The sequence below is a fragment of the Mycobacterium sp. SMC-16 genome, assembly GCF_046250085.1.
Classification (GTDB): Bacteria; Actinomycetota; Actinomycetes; order Mycobacteriales; family Mycobacteriaceae; genus Mycobacterium; species Mycobacterium phocaicum.
Genome location: NZ_CP176427.1, coordinates 2,332,328 through 2,347,892 on the forward strand (window position 1 = coordinate 2,332,328; position 15,565 = coordinate 2,347,892).

At 66.6% G+C, this 15,565-nt stretch carries 14 protein-coding genes and 1 pseudogene; 9 read left to right on the forward strand and 6 right to left on the reverse strand.

Translation table 11 applies throughout. The annotated features are described in order from the left end of the window. Window positions 1-3: 3 nt before the first annotated feature. A complete protein-coding gene (locus ACJEIK_RS11265) occupies window positions 4-1,947 on the reverse strand; it encodes a primary-amine oxidase (protein ID WP_409431478.1) in 1,944 nt (647 codons plus the stop codon). A gap of 75 nt (window positions 1,948-2,022) precedes the next feature. After that, window positions 2,023-3,452, reverse strand: a pseudogene (locus ACJEIK_RS11270) (aminobutyraldehyde dehydrogenase). 147 nt (window positions 3,453-3,599) lie between these two features. Here ACJEIK_RS11270 and ACJEIK_RS11275 point away from each other — a divergent pair. Then, window positions 3,600-5,135, forward strand: a complete 1,536-nt coding sequence (locus tag ACJEIK_RS11275; RefSeq protein ID WP_409431684.1) for a PucR family transcriptional regulator — start codon at window positions 3,600-3,602, stop codon at window positions 5,133-5,135. On the opposite strand, the gene ACJEIK_RS11280 is transcribed toward ACJEIK_RS11275, so the two are convergent. Further along, the gene (locus tag ACJEIK_RS11280; RefSeq protein WP_409431479.1) at window positions 5,136-7,985 is read right to left on the reverse strand and encodes an RND family transporter; all 2,850 of its coding nucleotides are present in this window, start codon (window positions 7,983-7,985) and stop codon (window positions 5,136-5,138) included. Continuing rightward, window positions 7,982-8,413: an MmpS family transport accessory protein gene (locus ACJEIK_RS11285; protein WP_409431480.1), complete on the reverse strand. Its 432-nt coding sequence runs from the start codon at window positions 8,411-8,413 to the stop codon at window positions 7,982-7,984. The genes ACJEIK_RS11280 and ACJEIK_RS11285 overlap by 4 nt, the downstream gene beginning before the upstream one ends. A gap of 226 nt (window positions 8,414-8,639) precedes the next feature. On the opposite strand from ACJEIK_RS11285, the gene ACJEIK_RS11290 reads away from it, so the two are divergent. Then, on the forward strand, window positions 8,640-8,795 hold the full coding sequence (locus ACJEIK_RS11290) for a hypothetical protein (protein WP_204158319.1): 156 nt from the start codon (window positions 8,640-8,642) through the stop codon (window positions 8,793-8,795). Window positions 8,796-8,867: 72 nt separating this feature from the next. Beyond that, window positions 8,868-9,137 carry a metal-sensitive transcriptional regulator gene (locus ACJEIK_RS11295; protein WP_061001596.1) on the forward strand — a complete coding sequence of 90 codons (270 nt, stop codon included), beginning with the start codon at window positions 8,868-8,870 and terminating at the stop codon, window positions 9,135-9,137. A gap of 6 nt (window positions 9,138-9,143) precedes the next feature. Here the strand turns inward: ACJEIK_RS11295 and ACJEIK_RS11300 are convergent, their stop codons facing one another. Next, window positions 9,144-9,836 (reverse strand): cupin domain-containing protein, encoded by a 693-nt coding sequence (locus ACJEIK_RS11300; RefSeq protein WP_409431481.1) that lies wholly within the window; start codon window positions 9,834-9,836, stop codon window positions 9,144-9,146. 174 nt (window positions 9,837-10,010) lie between these two features. Between ACJEIK_RS11300 and ACJEIK_RS11305 the strand changes: the two genes are divergently transcribed. After that, window positions 10,011-10,217 (forward strand): hypothetical protein, encoded by a 207-nt coding sequence (locus ACJEIK_RS11305; RefSeq protein ID WP_409431482.1) that lies wholly within the window; start codon window positions 10,011-10,013, stop codon window positions 10,215-10,217. 71 nt (window positions 10,218-10,288) lie between these two features. Here the strand turns inward: ACJEIK_RS11305 and ACJEIK_RS11310 are convergent, their stop codons facing one another. After that, window positions 10,289-11,131, reverse strand: a complete 843-nt coding sequence (locus ACJEIK_RS11310) for an alpha/beta hydrolase (RefSeq protein WP_409431483.1) — start codon at window positions 11,129-11,131, stop codon at window positions 10,289-10,291. 111 nt (window positions 11,132-11,242) lie between these two features. On the opposite strand from ACJEIK_RS11310, the gene ACJEIK_RS11315 reads away from it, so the two are divergent. From ACJEIK_RS11315 to tatA, 5 genes are all read left to right on the forward strand, one after another. Beyond that, window positions 11,243-11,809, forward strand: a complete 567-nt coding sequence (locus ACJEIK_RS11315; RefSeq protein ID WP_409431484.1) for a TetR/AcrR family transcriptional regulator — start codon at window positions 11,243-11,245, stop codon at window positions 11,807-11,809. Between the two features lie 53 nt (window positions 11,810-11,862). Beyond that, window positions 11,863-13,221 (forward strand): Pup--protein ligase, encoded by a 1,359-nt coding sequence (pafA, locus tag ACJEIK_RS11320; RefSeq protein ID WP_029105057.1) that lies wholly within the window; start codon window positions 11,863-11,865, stop codon window positions 13,219-13,221. 69 nt (window positions 13,222-13,290) lie between these two features. Then, window positions 13,291-14,286, forward strand: a complete 996-nt coding sequence (locus ACJEIK_RS11325; RefSeq protein ID WP_409431485.1) for a helix-turn-helix transcriptional regulator — start codon at window positions 13,291-13,293, stop codon at window positions 14,284-14,286. Further along, window positions 14,283-15,263 carry a helix-turn-helix transcriptional regulator gene (locus ACJEIK_RS11330; protein ID WP_409431486.1) on the forward strand — a complete coding sequence of 327 codons (981 nt, stop codon included), beginning with the start codon at window positions 14,283-14,285 and terminating at the stop codon, window positions 15,261-15,263. The genes ACJEIK_RS11325 and ACJEIK_RS11330 overlap by 4 nt, the downstream gene beginning before the upstream one ends. Window positions 15,264-15,294: 31 nt before the next feature. Next, window positions 15,295-15,549, forward strand: coding sequence for a Sec-independent protein translocase subunit TatA (tatA, locus tag ACJEIK_RS11335; RefSeq protein WP_061001590.1), 255 nt, complete (start codon window positions 15,295-15,297; stop codon window positions 15,547-15,549). The last annotated feature ends 16 nt before the right edge of the window (window positions 15,550-15,565 follow it).

Genomic DNA, 15,565 nt, shown 5'->3' on the forward strand with positions numbered 1-15,565 from the left:
GGGCTAGCCTTCTTCACAGTTGGAGGACATGTGGCACGCCTTCGGCGGTGTCGGCGCGACGTCGATCGACGGGTTGCGATCGAAGAAGCCGACCGGCTTGAGCCAGAAGCTGACCGTGTCCGCCGGCATGATCGGCCAGTCTTCCGGGCGGGTGATGTGGTGGATGCCGAAGACGTACCACAACACGACGTCGGTGTTCTCGATCGAGCGGTTGGCCTCGGTCCACATCGGCAGACCGGTGTCTTCCTTGCTCTGCGTGACGAATTCACCTGCGGGCCAGCGCTCGTCGGGAGAGTTGGGGGTGACCCACACGGTGTGCTCGATGGCGCGGCAGCGCGCCAGGACGGGGGAGTTCGGATCGAACATGGCCGGGAAGGCGCCGCCGGGCACCAGCTTGTAGGCCGGCGGGGGGCCGATGCCGTTGCGGACGTTGTCGTTGACGACCTTCCATGCCCGCTGGGTCTGGAAGTTCATGTCCTGCTTGCCCTCTGCCTCGGTGCGCAGCGGGGTGTTGCGCTGGCGCAGCGACAGTCCGTAGGGGTTGTCCGGTCCCATCGGTTCGATCTCGGTCTCGCTGGCGTACACGGTGTTCTCGGTGCCGTCGACGTCGAGGTCGAGTCGGGCGACGAGGAAGTGCTGGTGGTAGGGCGCGTAGGTACGGTGGTCGACCAGCGTGCCGTGCGGGTGGGCCTGACCCTCCGGGAAGTTGCTCACCACCATGATTCCCGTTGCGCGGACCTCACATTCGATGTTGCCGTCCTGGTAGAAGCGCCAGTAGGTGAGGTACTCGTAGTTGGCGACGGTGACGTGGAACGACACCGTGAGCCGGCGCATCCGCCGCACCTCGGCGCCGTGGTGGTGGTCGACGTGCTTCCACAGCACGGCGTTGTCTTCTTCGTGGATGCAGATGGCGTTCTTGATGGTGTACGGCTCGCCCTTGCTGTTGTGCAGCACGGCGTCCAGGTAGCGGATCTCGCCGAGACAGTCACAACCCAGCTCCAGCGAGGTGGTCATGAAGCCGATGCCCCACTCGCCGATGTCGAAAGCCGTTCGGCGGTAATGGTCTTCGCAGTGATCGCGGTAGGGCACCATCATCTCGGCGAACGACATCCGGTTGGCCACCGACCGCACGTTGCCGTTGTCGTTGTAGCTCACCGCGTGCAGCGTCATGCCCTCGCGGTAGTTGAACCCGACGCGCAGTGACCAGTTCTGCCACTTCAGCAGGTTGCCCTCGAGCGTGAAGGAAACCCCTTCGGGCTGAGTGATGTTCAGCGGCTGCAGCGGCTCCCGGGTGCCGACGTTACGGATCCGCTCGGGAATGTGCTGCGGCACATACTCGCCCATCATCTCCGGCCGCTCGACCGTGAAGGTGTCCTCGATCTCCAGCAGCTCCATGGTGTTCATGTCGATGACACAGTGGAAGCCGTTGACGGGACCGGCGTAGGGGTTGGCGCCGTCGGCGGCCCGTACCCAGGTGTCGGTCCAGCCCAGGCGGCGGTCCTTGTACTTCTCCGGCATCACGACGTCGCCGTAGGTCCAGGTGTCCATGAACACCAGGTCCATGTCGGTGAACCCGCGTTTGGCCAGGGCCGCAATGACGTCCGGGTGCTTGCGCAGCACCTCGTCGGCCTCTTCCCACTCATCGACGGTGAAGTTGGGCTGCACGCCCGGGATGTGGTCCCACGACAGCACCGACCCGGCCGTCAGCGATACGACGCTCTTGTAGGTGCGGTTGTTCGACGTGTCGAGCAGCGTCGCCAGGGCACGTCGGTCCGGCACGGTGCCGGTCGCGTCGAACGCGGCGACCGCTGCCTTGGCGGGTTCCACCATCTCGATGGAGGTGTATCGCCAACCCTCACCGACACCGTGTGCGGCCGCGAGAATCTCGGCGACCTTGGCGAATTCGGGTGCGGTCAGGGGGTCGAGGGGATGGAAGGTGTCGGACATCGAAGGCGCTCCTGTCGGCAGGGTGGATTCGGGTCGCGAGGAGAGAACTCGCGGGGGAGAAAAGCGACGGTCGGATCAGTCGTGGGCACTCATGACGTGCTTGATCCGGGTGTAGTCCTCGACGCCATAGATCGACAGGTCCTTGCCGTAGCCGGAGTACTTGAATCCGCCGTGGGGCATCTCGGCGACCAGCGGGATGTGGCAGTTCACCCACACCGCGCCGAAGTCGAGTGCACGGCTGAACTTTTCGGCGGTCGCGTGGTCCTTCGTCCAGACGCTCGAGGCCAGGGCGTACCGGACGCCGTTGGCCAGCTCGATGGCCTGGTCGTCGGAGTTGAACGGCTGCACCGTCAGGATGGGCCCGAAGGTCTCGTCCTGCACGATGGCGTCGTCCTGTCGGACGCTGGTGATGACAGTCGGCTCGAAGTAGAACCCCTTGTCGCCCAGTTGCTTTCCGCCCGTGACGATGGTGGCGTGCTCTGGCAGCGCGGAGATCTTCTGGCTGACCGTGGTGAAGTGGTTGACGTTGTTGAGCGGCCCGTAGAACGCGTCGGCGTCGTCGGGGAGTCCGGGGGCAGTGTCTGTGCCGCCTCGACGAGGGCGTCGACGAACTGGTCGTGGATCGACTCGTGCACGATGACGCGCGTGGCGGCGGTGCAGTCCTGGCCGGCGTTGAAGAACGCGGCCTGCGCGATACCGGTTGCGGCCTTGGTGATGTCGACGTCGCCGAACACCACGGCGGGCGCCTTGCCGCCGAGTTCGAGGTGGCTGCGCTTGAGCTGCTGGGCGGCTGCCGATGCCACGGCGACACCGGCACGGACAGACCCCGTGATCGACACCAGGCCGAGGGCCGGGTGGTCGACCAGTTCGGCGCCGGTGGCGCCGGTGCCGAGAACGACGTTGAACACGCCGTCGGGCAGGATGCCCTTGCTGATCCGGGCGAGCACCAGCGTGCTCTCGGGAGTGGTGTCGCTGGGCTTGAGGACGACGGTGTTGCCGGTGGCCAGGGCCGGGCAGATCTTCCAGATCGCCATCATGAACGGGTAATTCCACGGGGTCACCTGACCGACGACGCCGATCGGCTCACGCCGCACATAGGAGGTGAAGCCTTCCATGTACTCACCGGCGGACAAGCCTTCGACCATGCGGGCGGCCCCGGCGAAGAAGCGAACCTGGTCGGCGCTCACCGCGACCTCCTCGGCCGCGATCATCGCCTTGAGCTGGCCGGTGTTGCGACACTGCGCCTCGACGATCTCGTCGCTGTGGGCCTCGATGGCGTCGGCGAGCTTGAGGAGCGCCTGTTGCCGCACGCTGGGCGTGGTCTTGCCCCAGGTGAGGAAAGCGCGCTCGGCGGCGGCCACCGCGGCGTCCACATCGGTGCGGTTGGACACGGGAGACTGTCCGACCACGGAGCCGTCCACCGGGCTGATCAGGTCGATGATCTCCGACGACGACGAATCGACGAACTGGCCGTCGATGTAGTTCTGTAGAAGTCCGTCGGGCATCTCGTACCGTCGCTCTCTTGCTGGGAAGGCCGTCACGTCTCTGGCGGCCTTAGTGTGCGCCAGCACACACTCTTCAGCATCGGACAATTACGGGATTTTCGGTGGAGTTTTTCGACATTCTGTACATTCATGCCGGTGACGGTTCCGGTGCGATGGGTACTGGACCAAGCTGATCTGCGGATCCGGCTGCGCGGCGGTGCCGCCGGCGTCGGCGGCGAGATCAGTTTGGTCCTGACCACCGAGTTGGCTGACCCGGCCAAATGGCTGTCCGGTGGTGAGCTGGTGCTGACCACCGGCATCAGTCTGCCGCCGGCTGCTGCGGACCGGCGGCAGTACCTCCGGCGCCTCCACGAAAGTGGCGTCGCCGGAGTCGGATTCGGTACCGGGCTCACCTTCGACGAAGTGCCCGAAGAACTGGTGTCCGCCGCCGAGGAGCTGGGACTGCCGCTGTTGGAGATTCCGTTGCGGACGCCGTTCGCGGCCGTCGTGCAGCGGGTCGGCTCCCGCATCGCGGCGCTGCAGTACGACGCGGTGCTGCGGGCGTCCCGGGCGCAGCCACGGATCACCCGGGCTGTCGTCAGTGGTGGTCCGCAGGAGGTTGCCGCCGAACTGGGGCGGGCGCTGCGGGCCAGTGTGGTGGTGCTGGATCCGTCCGGCACGGTGATCGCGTCCCACCCGCGCAATCTCAACGTCACCACCGTCAACCTGGTGCGTGATGCCATCGAGCCCGGGGCCGCGTCGGCTGTCGCGGTACTGGCCGAGGGTGTCACCGTCGCGCAGCAGTCCATCCGCGTCGGTGGCCGCTCGCACGGGGTGCTCGCCGTGGTCAGTGAAACGGCGTTGAGCCCGGTCGATCAGGTGCTGCTGGGCCACGCAAACTCGTTGCTCGCCTTGGATTTCGAGAAACCGGTGCGCTTGAAGGAGGCGCAGCAGCGCCTCAACGAGCAGGCGCTGGGCCTCATTCTCACCGGTGAAGCCAACCTGGAGCCGGCCTGGGCGCAGCTGGCTCAGGCAGCCGATCACCGCGGCCGGATCAGGGTGCTTGTCGTCCAGGCGGATTCGGATACGAACGCCGAAGCCGACACCGCGAACCTGCTGAGGAAGGTGAACACCGCGATCCTCGATGAGCTGGACCAGGCCGGCCAGCCGGCGTTCGTGCATGGCGCCGACAACTGGCTGGCGGTGCTGTTGCCAGGAGCGGAGGCCGAGGAGATCGCCGCCGCGCTGGTGACCCGGATCGATGCATCATTGCGTCGGACCATTCGGCTGGGCCTCAGCGGAATTCAGCCGCTGGCCAAACTGGGCGAGGCCGTCGACAACGCCCGGCTGGCGGCCTCCGTTGCGGAATGCGGCCGGCCGCCGATCGAGTTCTCCGCACTGGCCGGCAGCGCACTGCTGGCGTTCGGGGAGAGTCGGGACGTGCTGGTCGCGCTCGGGGCGGCCGTCCTGACTCCGGTCCTCGACCACGACGCGGTGTTCGGCACGGGACTGCTCACGTCACTGCGGGCTTTCCTGGAAGCCAACGGGCACTGGGAATCTGCGGCCGCGGCCGTCGGCGTGCACCGCCACACGATGCGCAAGCGCATCGAGACCGCCGAGGCGCTGCTCGGATGCGATCTGGCCATCGCCCGGGTCCGCGCCGAGTTGCTGTTGGCCATCTTGGCGCGGACACCGGGCGATTGATCAGCCCACGGGAGCGGGGGAGTGCCGTGCGGGTGACGCCGCCATCCGGCGCGTGGGCCGCAGCGGCCACCAGAACCATCGGCCCAGGAGCGCCGCGATCGACGGCGTCATCAACGACCGAACGATCAAGGTGTCGAACAACAACCCGAGGCCGATGGTCGTCCCGGCCTGGCCGATGGAGCTCAGATCACTGGCCGCCATCGACATCATGGTGAAGGCGAACACCAAACCGGCTGTGGTGACGACACTCCCGGTCTCGCCCATCGAACGGATGATGCCGGTTTTCAGTCCGGCGCCGATTTCCTCCTGGAACCGGGAGACCAGCAGCAGGTTGTAGTCGGAGCCGACCGCCAACAGGATGATCAGGCCGAAAACCGGTGCGATCCAGTTCAACTCGAGTCCCAGCAGGTTCTGCCACACCAGCACCGAGAGTCCGAATGCCGCACCCAGTGACAGCAGCACCGTGCCGACGATCACCAGCGACGCGACCAGGGCTCGCGTGATCAGCAGCATGACGACGAAGATCAAGGTCAGCGCGGCAGCGCCGACGATCAGCAGGTCGTATTGCGAGCCCGACTGGATGTCCCGATAGATCGCGGCGGTGCCGGCAAGGTAGAACTTCGCGTCGGTGAGGGACGATCCCTTCACCGATTGATGCGCGGTCTCGAGCGTCGGCAGCACCGCGGCGATGCCGTCCGGCGTGGCCGGGTCTTCGGCGTGCGTGATGATGAGGCGCGCCGCCTTACCGTCGGGGGACAGGAACAGCTCCAGGCCGCGCTGAAAGTCCGCATTGGTGAAGGCTTCTGGTGGCAGGTAGAAGAAGTCTCCGCTGCGGGACGCGTCGAAGGCCTGGCCCATGGCGCCGGCGGTGTCGGTCATGGCGGACATCTGGGTGATCAGCCCGGAGAAGCTGCTGTGCAAGGTGAGCAGCGTGCCGCGCATTGACTCCACCGTCGCGATCATGGCCGGGAACTGTGCCTTCATCTGCGGCAGCAGCGCCACGGTGCGGTCCATGTCGGTGCCCAGCGTGGTCATGTCCGAACTGAACGTGTCGACGTTGTCGATCGCGTCGAAGACGGATCTGGTTGCGGCGCAGACCGGAATGTCGGTGCAGTGCTGCTCCCAGTAGAAGTAGTTGCGCAGCGGCCGGGCGAAATCGTCGAAGTCGGCCAGATGGTCCCGCAGTTCGTTCAGGGTCGTGTGCATCTGGTGGACATCGCCGGCCAGGTGCTGCGTCGATCCGCTCATCTGGTCGACGAGGGTCTGCAACCGCTTCATCGGTCCGATCAGGCCGCCGAGATCGTCACTCATCTTCAGGATGTCGCCCATGCGGTCCTTCATGATCTGCAGGTTCTGCTGGATCGGAATCGATTGGGCGCTGACCTGGAAGGGGACCGACGTGTGTTCGGTAGGGCCGCCGAACGGCCGAGTGATGCTCTGCACCATCGCGATTCCCGGCAGCTTGAAGATGTCCTTGGCCAGCTTGTCGAGGATGATCATGTCGCCGCTGTTGCGCATGTCGTGATCCGATTCGACCATCAGGATGTCGGGATTCATCGTGGCCGCGCTGAAATGGCGCTCGGCAGCGTCGTATCCGGCGTTCGACGGCAGATCGCGGGGGATGTAGAAGCGGTCGTCGAAGCTCAGTTTCATGCTGGGCATGAACATGATCCCGACGAGGGCGACCAGCAGGGACGCCACGAAGATCGGCGCCGGCCACCGGACGGTGGCGGTGCCGATGCGCCGCCAGCCCTTGGTCTTGGTCTGCCGTTTCGGTTCGAGCAGGCCCCGGCGGGTGGCGACGGCCACCACGGCCGGCGCGGCGGTCAGCGCGCCGGCGACGACCACGACGAGCCCCAGCGCGGATGGAATACCCAGCGCCTTGAAGTACGACAGCCGCGCCAGGTGCAGGCACAGCGTCGCGCCGGCGATGGTCAGTCCGGAACCCAGGATGATGTGGGCGGTGCCGCGAAACATGTTGTAGTAGGCCGCTTCTGGGTCCTGTCCGGCCTGGCGGGCCTCGTGGTAGCGGCCCACGAGAAAGATCGCATAGTCGGTTCCCGCGGCGATGGCGAGCGACGACAGCATGGCGACCACGAACGTCGAGAAGCTCAGCAGGCCATGGTCTCCGAGCAGTGCGATCAGGCCTCTGGCGGTGCCCATCTCGAACCCGACCATGACCAGCACCAGCACCACGGTGGCGGCGGAGCGATAGGCCACGGCCAGCATGATGATGATGACGACGCCCGTCACGCCCATCATCGTGAGCATGCTCTTGTCGGCGGCCTCGTTCATGTCGGTGGTCAGAGGCGCGGGCCCGGTGACATACACCTTCAGGCCCGGGGGAGGCGGCTGCCGCTCGACGATCTCCCGAACCCGGTCGACCGATTCATTGCCCAGCGTGCTGCCCTGGTCGCCGGCGAGATTCAGCTGCACGTAGGCCGCCTTGCCGTCGCGGCTCTGCACGCCCGCCGAGGTCAGCGGGTCGCCCCAGACGTCCTGGACGTGTTGCACGTGCGCGGGATCCGACCGCAGTGCCCGCACCAGGCCGTCGTAGTAGCGGTGTGCCTCGGAGCCGAGTTTCTCGTCGCCTTCGAGAACGATCATCGCGATGCTGTCGGAATCCGACTCGTGGTACGTCGCACCGATCTTCTTGGCGGCGATCAACGCCGGGGCGTCCTGCGGCGACATCGTCACCGCGTGCTCACGCGCCACCGATTCGATCTGTGGCACAAGCACATTCAAGGCGACGGTCAGCAGCAGCCAGCCGATGATGATCGGCCAGGCGAATCGCCGGATGAAGCGCATGTACGCCGGGCGGGTGTCGCCCGCGCCGATGTTGCCGCTCATGCGTCTTTGACCAGACATGACGTTTGGGCATCACGTCCGGTCGAGGAGTGCTCCTGGCGGGCCTCACCGTCCACGGTGATGCGACACCCGAGCCGGTCGCCGTCGCCCTGCGCCACCACGCTGGCGATGGTTGCCGGTGCAGTCGTGCTGATCTCGACGGTCCACGGCAGGCTGCGGAAACTTGCCTGCACCGGCTGGGCGTTCTGGTCGAGGTAGTTGACGCTGCCCGCGGTGTCGTTGGGGCCGAAGACCTCGTAGACGACGCGCCTGACGTGCGTGGGCTCGAGTGGCTCGGCACTGCTGCCGGTGGCGGTGAAGATCGGTTCGGAGCCGAAGGCGCCCCGCAGTTGCGTGACCGCCGCCGCACCCAGCGCGACGGCCACCGCGGTGACCGCCGGCACCCAGATTCTGGCCAGGACTGTCGGCATCGTTTGTCTCCCTTCACCGATGGGCTGGTTGTCGCTCGGACGGGCACGTATCCACCGCGGAGCGGTCTGCGCATATACCCCGGCGGGTATGTCCGACTCGAGTCGGAGTACCATACCCCCTAGGGTATTAACGGCCATGTGATGTGATGCGCAACAGCGTTGACTGATACCCCGTGGGGTATGTATAAATGTGGCAAGCGACTTGCTTTTCCGGAAAGGCTCGAACATGTGTCAACCCAAGCGTTGTTCGGTGTGTGGCAAGACCACCTGGTCGGGTTGCGGCATGCATGTGGACGCCGTCAAGGCGGCGGTACCGGCTGGTGAGTGGTGCGACGGTCATCCCAAGGCCGAGCGGCCGTCCCGGCTGAAGTTCTGGAAGTAGGCCGACCAACCCCGCTGATACCCTCTGGGGTATGGCGGGTCGGCCCGCCAACCAACGAAAGGTAGGTGCGACATGGTCGGTGATGAGGAGGCCATGGCCGCTGTCCTGGCCCGGCTGCGTCGGGCGCAGGGTCAGCTGGCCGGCGTCATCTCGATGATCGAGCAGGGCCGGGAGTGCAAGGACGTCGTCACGCAGCTCGCGGCGGTATCAAAGGCGCTCGATCGCGCCGGGTTCAAGATCGTCGCCACCGGGCTTCGTGAGTGCCTGAGCGGGAACGTCGAGGAGGGCCGTGCCCCGATGACCGAGGCCGAGCTGGAGAAGCTGTTCCTGTCGTTGGCCTGAGGCGGCTCAGCTGGTTGGCCGCTTGATGATGGTCAGCGACTGGTCGATCTTCTTGAATTTCGTGAAAGTGTCCGCAGGGACACCGAACACGACGCTCAGCACGTCGGGCGGCAGCTTGCTGATGGACGCGCCGATGCCGATGTCGTCTTCGCCCTCCTGCGTGCTGGCGTTGAACACGATCAGCAGGCTCAGATTCTGAGTGCCCTTGTTCTCGAAGTAGTGCAGTGAGCCCTGCGGCGCGAACACCACGTCGCCGACGTTGGCCTCGAACTGCTCGGCGTGCCCCAGCGGATCGAGCAGGGTCCAGGTCGCCACACCGCCGGTGATGACGTTGATCTCCCAGGCGCTGGGGTGCCAGTGCGGTTCGCGGATGCCGCCCGGCTCCAGGGTGACCATCACGACGCTGGCTTCCTGTCCGGTCAGTATCGGCCAATTGCCTTCGTAGGCCTGGCGCAATGTGCCGCCTTCGAACTGAGTGGGTGCCAGGGCGCCGAGGTGGAACATGTGCGGCTGCGCCGTGTTCAGTTCGGCCGGGATGCGGGGGTTGCCGAAGCGGGCGGCATTGTCGGTCATGGTGGCGTCCTGACTTTCGTTGCGGGACAAGGGGGATGAGAACGCGCGGTCGGCGCCGGCGCCGGCAAGCGCCGCCACCCCGACCGCGCCGGCGCCGCCGAGCATCGTCCGTCGATTGATCATCATGCCGACAGATTTGTCGGTCGCCCGGCCCGTTGTCGTCAGCGCTGGCATCCAACTGCGTCTTCCGGCTAGCTGCAATACGGAACGGGTGCCTGCCGTAGCGACTTTTGCCTGTTCGGAGCCGACGATGAATGCAGTCCGGAAAGCGGATGAGCCCTTCGACAGAAAGCGCCGATCATGAAGAATCCGATCAAGTTCATCGCCCCCGCAATGGCCGCGGCCGGCATCGCCGGCGCCCTCCTGCTGGCGCCGATCGCCAGTGCCGACACCGATCCGCTGATCCCCAACGGCACGGATCCGCATTCGTCGTACGTGTTGGGTGAGCACTTCTCCAACCACGACGAGGCCAACCAGAGCGCGGGCTACCTGGATACTTCGTTCTGATCCCGCCGAGTCGGCACGGCTCCGTCCGCCACCCACTGCGGGTGGCGGACGGAGCTGTTTCTGGTCGGGTGTCAGAACCGCCGGACGAAGTCGAGCGCGATGTCGGCGACCTCGCGCCACCCGCTGTCGACGACCAGCGAGTGGCCACGTCCTGGAACCTCGACGATTTCGGTGGTGTTCGCGTTCTTCTGCTGCCGCTTGTAAGAGGCCTTGGCGATGGCCCACGGCACGGTGTTGTCCTTCTCGCCCGAGATGATCAGCAGCGGACCGCGTTCGGGATTCCTGGTGTCGACCTTGGCCTCGGTGCCCGGGTGGAAATTGGCGGTGGCCGCCTGGAACAGCGGGACGCCCGACCCGGCGACCGAGTACTTCTCATACAGGCTGTTCGACTCCTCTTCCGAGACCGCGTTGCCGAACCCGAACCGGAACTGCTTGGGGGTCAAGGCGATTGCCCGTCCGCGGTTGCGCGGATTCTTGAGGACGGGAAATGCCGCGCGCAGCGCCGAGAGCGGCAGCGGCAGCACCCCGCGGAACGGCGCCGGATCGATCGCGACCGCCACCTTGGCCAGGCCGAGGCCGGCCAGTTTCTGGGTGATCAATCCGCCGAACGAGTGGCCGACGATGATCGGCTTGCGATCGAGGGCGCCGATGACGTCGGCGTAGTGCTGCGTGATGTCGCCGACGCCCTTGTGTGCGAAGACCGACGGATCGCGACGGGCGTCGGCGACGGTCGACGGGTCGTCCGGCCAGTCGGGGGCGATGGTCACGAAGCCCTGTTCCTCGAACATCGTCCGCCAGCTGTTCCAGCTGTCCGGCAGCAGCCACAGGCCGTGGACGAACACAACCGGTTGCCGCCCGGAGGTGTTGGCGCGGTCGATGTCGGCCTGTTCGCGGGTGCTGATCGTGGTGGGCATGTGCGGTCTCCTCTGGTAGAAAGAACGGTCGTTCTGCCTCTGTAACCACGATAGTCCGCCAGGTGTTCCCAAATCAGAAAGAACGTTCTACCTCGCGACTACGATGGTGGTATGGATGTCGCTGAATCGGCCCTACGGCCACGCGAGCGACTGCTCCGCGTCGCCGCTGAGCTGTTCTATCGCGAAGGAATCCACGCCGTCGGCGTCGACCGGATACTCGCCGAAGCGGGCGTCACGCGCGCCACGATGTACCGCCACTTCAAGGGCAAGGAAGGCCTCGTCGAGGCGTACCTCGGGCTCGAGGACGAGACCATCCGCGGCTACTTCCGCGACGCCGCTGCCGCTGCCGGCCCCGACGACGACATGCTGGAGCTGGTGATCGACGGCATCGCCGAAGACGTCGCGAGGTACCACACCCGCGGTTGTCCGTTCATCAACGCCGCCGCCGAGTACCCCGCGCCGGACAGCCCGGTACGGCAACTCATCGCCCGGCACCGCAACTGGTTTCGCGGTGCGCTGCAGGACGCGGCCGGCGGCCGCGACAACCCAGAGCAGATCGCGGCATCACTCGTGTTGCTGCGCGACGCCGCGTTGGTCGGCGGATATCTCGACGGCATCGACTCGACCAAGACCGCGTTCGTGCGTGCGGCCCGGCAGGCCGCCGGTATCTCTCGGTGATGCCCGGCCTGTTGCCCACCTAATACCCATTCCCAACCCGTAAGCTCGATTATGTGCAGCGACGGATCATGGGAATCGAGACCGAGTTTGGCGTGACCTGCACTTTTCATGGTCACCGCCGGCTCAGCCCTGACGAGGTAGCGCGGTATCTGTTCCGGCGAGTGGTGTCGTGGGGCCGTAGTTCCAACGTCTTCTTGCGAAACGGTGCACGTCTGTACCTCGATGTGGGCAGCCACCCCGAGTACGCGACCGCCGAATGCGACAACCTTGCACAGCTGGTCACGCACGACCGCGCCGGTGAGCGCGTGCTCGAAGACCTGCTGGTCGACGCCGAGCAGCGGCTCGCCGACGAGGGCATCGGCGGCGACATCTACCTGTTCAAGAACAACACCGACTCGGCGGGCAACTCCTACGGCTGCCATGAGAACTACCTCATCGTGCGGGCCGGCGAGTTCTCCCGGATTTCCGACGTGCTGTTGCCGTTCCTGGTCACCCGTCAGCTGATCTGCGGTGCCGGCAAGGTGCTGCAGACCCCGAAGGCGGCGACGTTCTGCCTGAGCCAGCGCGCCGAGCACATCTGGGAGGGCGTCTCCAGCGCGACCACCCGGTCGCGCCCCATCATCAATACCCGCGACGAGCCGCACGCCGACGCGGAGAAGTACCGCCGGCTGCACGTCATCGTCGGCGACTCCAACATGTGCGAGTCCACCACCATGCTCAAGGTGGGCAGCGCCTCGCTGGTGCTGGAGATGATCGAGGCGGGCGTCCCGTTCCGGGACTTCTCCCTGGACAACCCGATTCGGGCCATCCGCGAGGTCAGCCACGACCTGACCGGACGCCGCGCCGTGCGGCTGGCGGGCGGGCGGCAGGCCTCGGCGCTGGACATCCAGCGTGAATACCATTCGCGTGCCGTGGATTACCTGCAGACCCGCGAGCCCAATGTGCAGCTCGAGCAGGTCGTCGACCTGTGGGGCCGCCAGCTCGACGCCGTCGAGAGCCAGGACTTCGCCAAGGTGGACACCGAGATCGACTGGGTGATCAAGCGGAAGTTGTTCCAGCGCTACCAGGATCGCTACAGCATGGAGCTGTCCGACCCCAAGATCGCGCAACTGGACCTGGCGTACCACGACATCAAGCGCGGACGCGGCGTGTTCGATCTGTTGCAGCGCAAGGGCCTCGCCGCCCGGATCACCACCGACGAAGAGATCGACGCGGCGGTCAACACCCCGCCGCAGACCACGCGGGCCAAGCTGCGCGGTGAATTCATCACCGCCGCACAGGAAGCCGGGCGCGACTTCACCGTCGACTGGGTGCACCTCAAGCTCAACGACCAGGCGCAGCGCACGGTGCTCTGCAAGGACCCGTTCCGGTCGGTCGACGAGCGGGTGAACCGGCTGATCGCCAGCATGTGAGCCCTGCCGCCGCGCATGTAGGCGCGGCGGTCAGCTCGCAGTCCACAGCAACCACTTAGTCTGTTGGGCGTGACGACGTCCAAGGTTGAGCGGTTGATGAACCTCGTCATCGCGCTCCTGTCCACCCGTAGCTATCTGTCCGCGGAGCAGATCCGGGCCAACGTCACCGGCTACCAGGACCCGCCGACCGACGAGGCGTTCTCGCGGATGTTCGAGCGCGACAAGAACGAGCTGCGCGATCTCGGCATCCCGCTGGAGACCGGGCGCGCCTCGATGATGGACGTCAACGACGGCTACCGCATCAACCGCACCGCCTACGAGCTGCCGCCCGTCGAGCTGACGGGCGACGAGCGGGCCGTCGTCGCGATCGCCACCCAGCTGTGGGAATCGCAGGAGATGGTCACCGCCACGCAGAGTGCGCTGCTCAAGTTGCGGGCGGCCGGCGTGGACGTCGACGCGCCCGACGCGGGCGTCGCGATCACCACCGGGACCACCCAGGGGCTACGTGGTTCCGAAGAGGCCCTGGGAATCCTGTTGTCCGCCATCGACTCCGGCCGCGCCGTGCAGTTCGCGCATCGCCCCAACCGGAGCTCGCCCTACGTCGACCGAACCCTGGAGCCCTGGGGAGTGGTCACCTACCGCGGCCGGTGGTACGTCGTCGGTCACGACCGGGACCGAAACGACGCGCGCACCTTCCGGGTGTCGCGCATCGCGGGCGCCGTGCGCGCGGTCGGGCCCGACCATGCGGTCACCCGGCCCGACGGTGTCAACCTGCGGGACATCGTGCACCGCGCGGTTGCCGAGTGGCCGGCCGGCGAGCAGGCGCGGATCTGGGTCGCGGAGGGGCGGGCTACGGCGTTGCGCCGGCAGGCCCTCAGCACGTCACCGAGTGTGCGCGGCGGTCGCAGTGGCGACGAGATCGTCATCGACATCGGCATGGTCGACCGGCTGGCCCGGGAGGTCGCCGGCTACGGCGCCGACGCCGTGGCGTTGGAGCCGAAATCTTTGCGGGACAACGTAATCGGTCGGTTGCGTGCGCAGGCGGGGGAGAGCCTTCACAAGTGAGCAACGTATCCACCCGCCTCGTGCGGCTGCTGAACATGGTCCCGTACTTCCAGGCCAATCCGCGGGTCAGTCACACCAAGGCCGCAGCTGACCTCGGCGTGACGCGGAAGCAGCTGGAGGCCGACCTCTGGCAGCTGTTCGTCTGCGGGCTGCCCGGCGGCGGTCCGGGGGAACTGATCGACCTCGACTTCGAGGGCGACACCATCGAGGTGATCTTCTCGGCGGGGATGGACCGGGCGCTGCGGCTCACCTCACCGGAGGCCACCGGAGTGCTGATGGCCCTGCGGGCGCTCGTCGACGTACCCGGTGTGGTCGATCCCGACGTGGCGCGCAGTGTGATCGCCAAGATCGAGGCCGCTGCCGGGACCGCCGGTGCGACCGCAGCGGCGGTGCCGGCCCCGGATGTCACCGGCGACGTCGAGAACAAGGCGACCGCGACGGTGCGGGCTGCCGTCCGGGACAAGCGGGCGCTGTCACTCGAGTACTACTCCGCTTCGCACGACACCGTCTCGCAGCGCGTCGTCGACCCGATCCGGGTGGCCCTGATCGGTGATCACAGCTACCTGGAGGCGTGGTGCCGCACCGCCGAGGGCGTGCGGCTGTTCCGCTTCGACCGCGTCGTCGACGCGACCGCACTCGACGAACCGGCCGCGCCACCGGCGCCTGCGGTGCAGGCCGGACCGGACACGTCGCTGTTCTCGGCCGAGACCGCGGACCCGACGCTTCCGGTGGCGACGCTGCTGATCGACGCGTCGGCGGCGTGGATGTTCGACTACTACCCGCTGGCAGTGCAGCGCGAGATTCCCGACGGCAGCTGGGAAGCCATGATGAGTTACGCGTCGAATGACTGGATGGCCCGTTTCGTCCTCGGTTTCGGTTCGGCGGTCCGGGTCCTGGACCCGCCGGCGCTCGCCGACCGCGTACGGGAGTCCGCAGTGGCGGCGCTGGCGGCGTATGAACCCGGCCTTGGCGAGTAGACTCGGCCTCAACTTCTGGAGGTGACCCAAATTGGGCGGTTTGCAACCGTGGCACTGGTTGATCGTCATCGCGGTGTTCGTGCTGCTCTTCGGCGCGAAGAAGCTGCCGGACGCCGCGCGTTCGCTTGGTAAGTCGATGCGCATCTTCAAGTCCGAGTTGAAGGAAATGCAGTCGGACGGCACTTCGGAGCAGCCTGCGCCGCGCCCGATCACTGCCGAGCGCGTCGAGAACCCGGCGCCTGCACCGCAGGCAGCGCCGGACGCCGCGGACAAGCACCCGGCCTGACCTTTGCCGTGATCCC

Excerpts from the sequence above, each read along its gene's own strand:
- ACJEIK_RS11310 (WP_409431483.1), bottom strand. The coding sequence starts at position 11,131 with ATGCCCACCACGATCAGCACCCGCGAACAGGCCGACATCGACCGCGCC.
- ACJEIK_RS11265 (WP_409431478.1), bottom strand. The coding sequence starts at position 1,947 with ATGTCCGACACCTTCCATCCCCTCGACCCCCTGACCGCACCCGAATTC.
- ACJEIK_RS11280 (WP_409431479.1), bottom strand. The coding sequence starts at position 7,985 with ATGAGCGGCAACATCGGCGCGGGCGACACCCGCCCGGCGTACATGCGC.
- ACJEIK_RS11315 (WP_409431484.1), top strand. The coding sequence starts at position 11,243 with ATGGATGTCGCTGAATCGGCCCTACGGCCACGCGAGCGACTGCTCCGC.
- ACJEIK_RS11305 (WP_409431482.1), top strand. The coding sequence starts at position 10,011 with ATGAAGAATCCGATCAAGTTCATCGCCCCCGCAATGGCCGCGGCCGGC.
- ACJEIK_RS11290 (WP_204158319.1), top strand. The coding sequence starts at position 8,640 with ATGTGTCAACCCAAGCGTTGTTCGGTGTGTGGCAAGACCACCTGGTCG.
- ACJEIK_RS11285 (WP_409431480.1), bottom strand. The coding sequence starts at position 8,413 with ATGCCGACAGTCCTGGCCAGAATCTGGGTGCCGGCGGTCACCGCGGTG.
- ACJEIK_RS11295 (WP_061001596.1), top strand. The coding sequence starts at position 8,868 with ATGGTCGGTGATGAGGAGGCCATGGCCGCTGTCCTGGCCCGGCTGCGT.
- ACJEIK_RS11300 (WP_409431481.1), bottom strand. The coding sequence starts at position 9,836 with ATGATGATCAATCGACGGACGATGCTCGGCGGCGCCGGCGCGGTCGGG.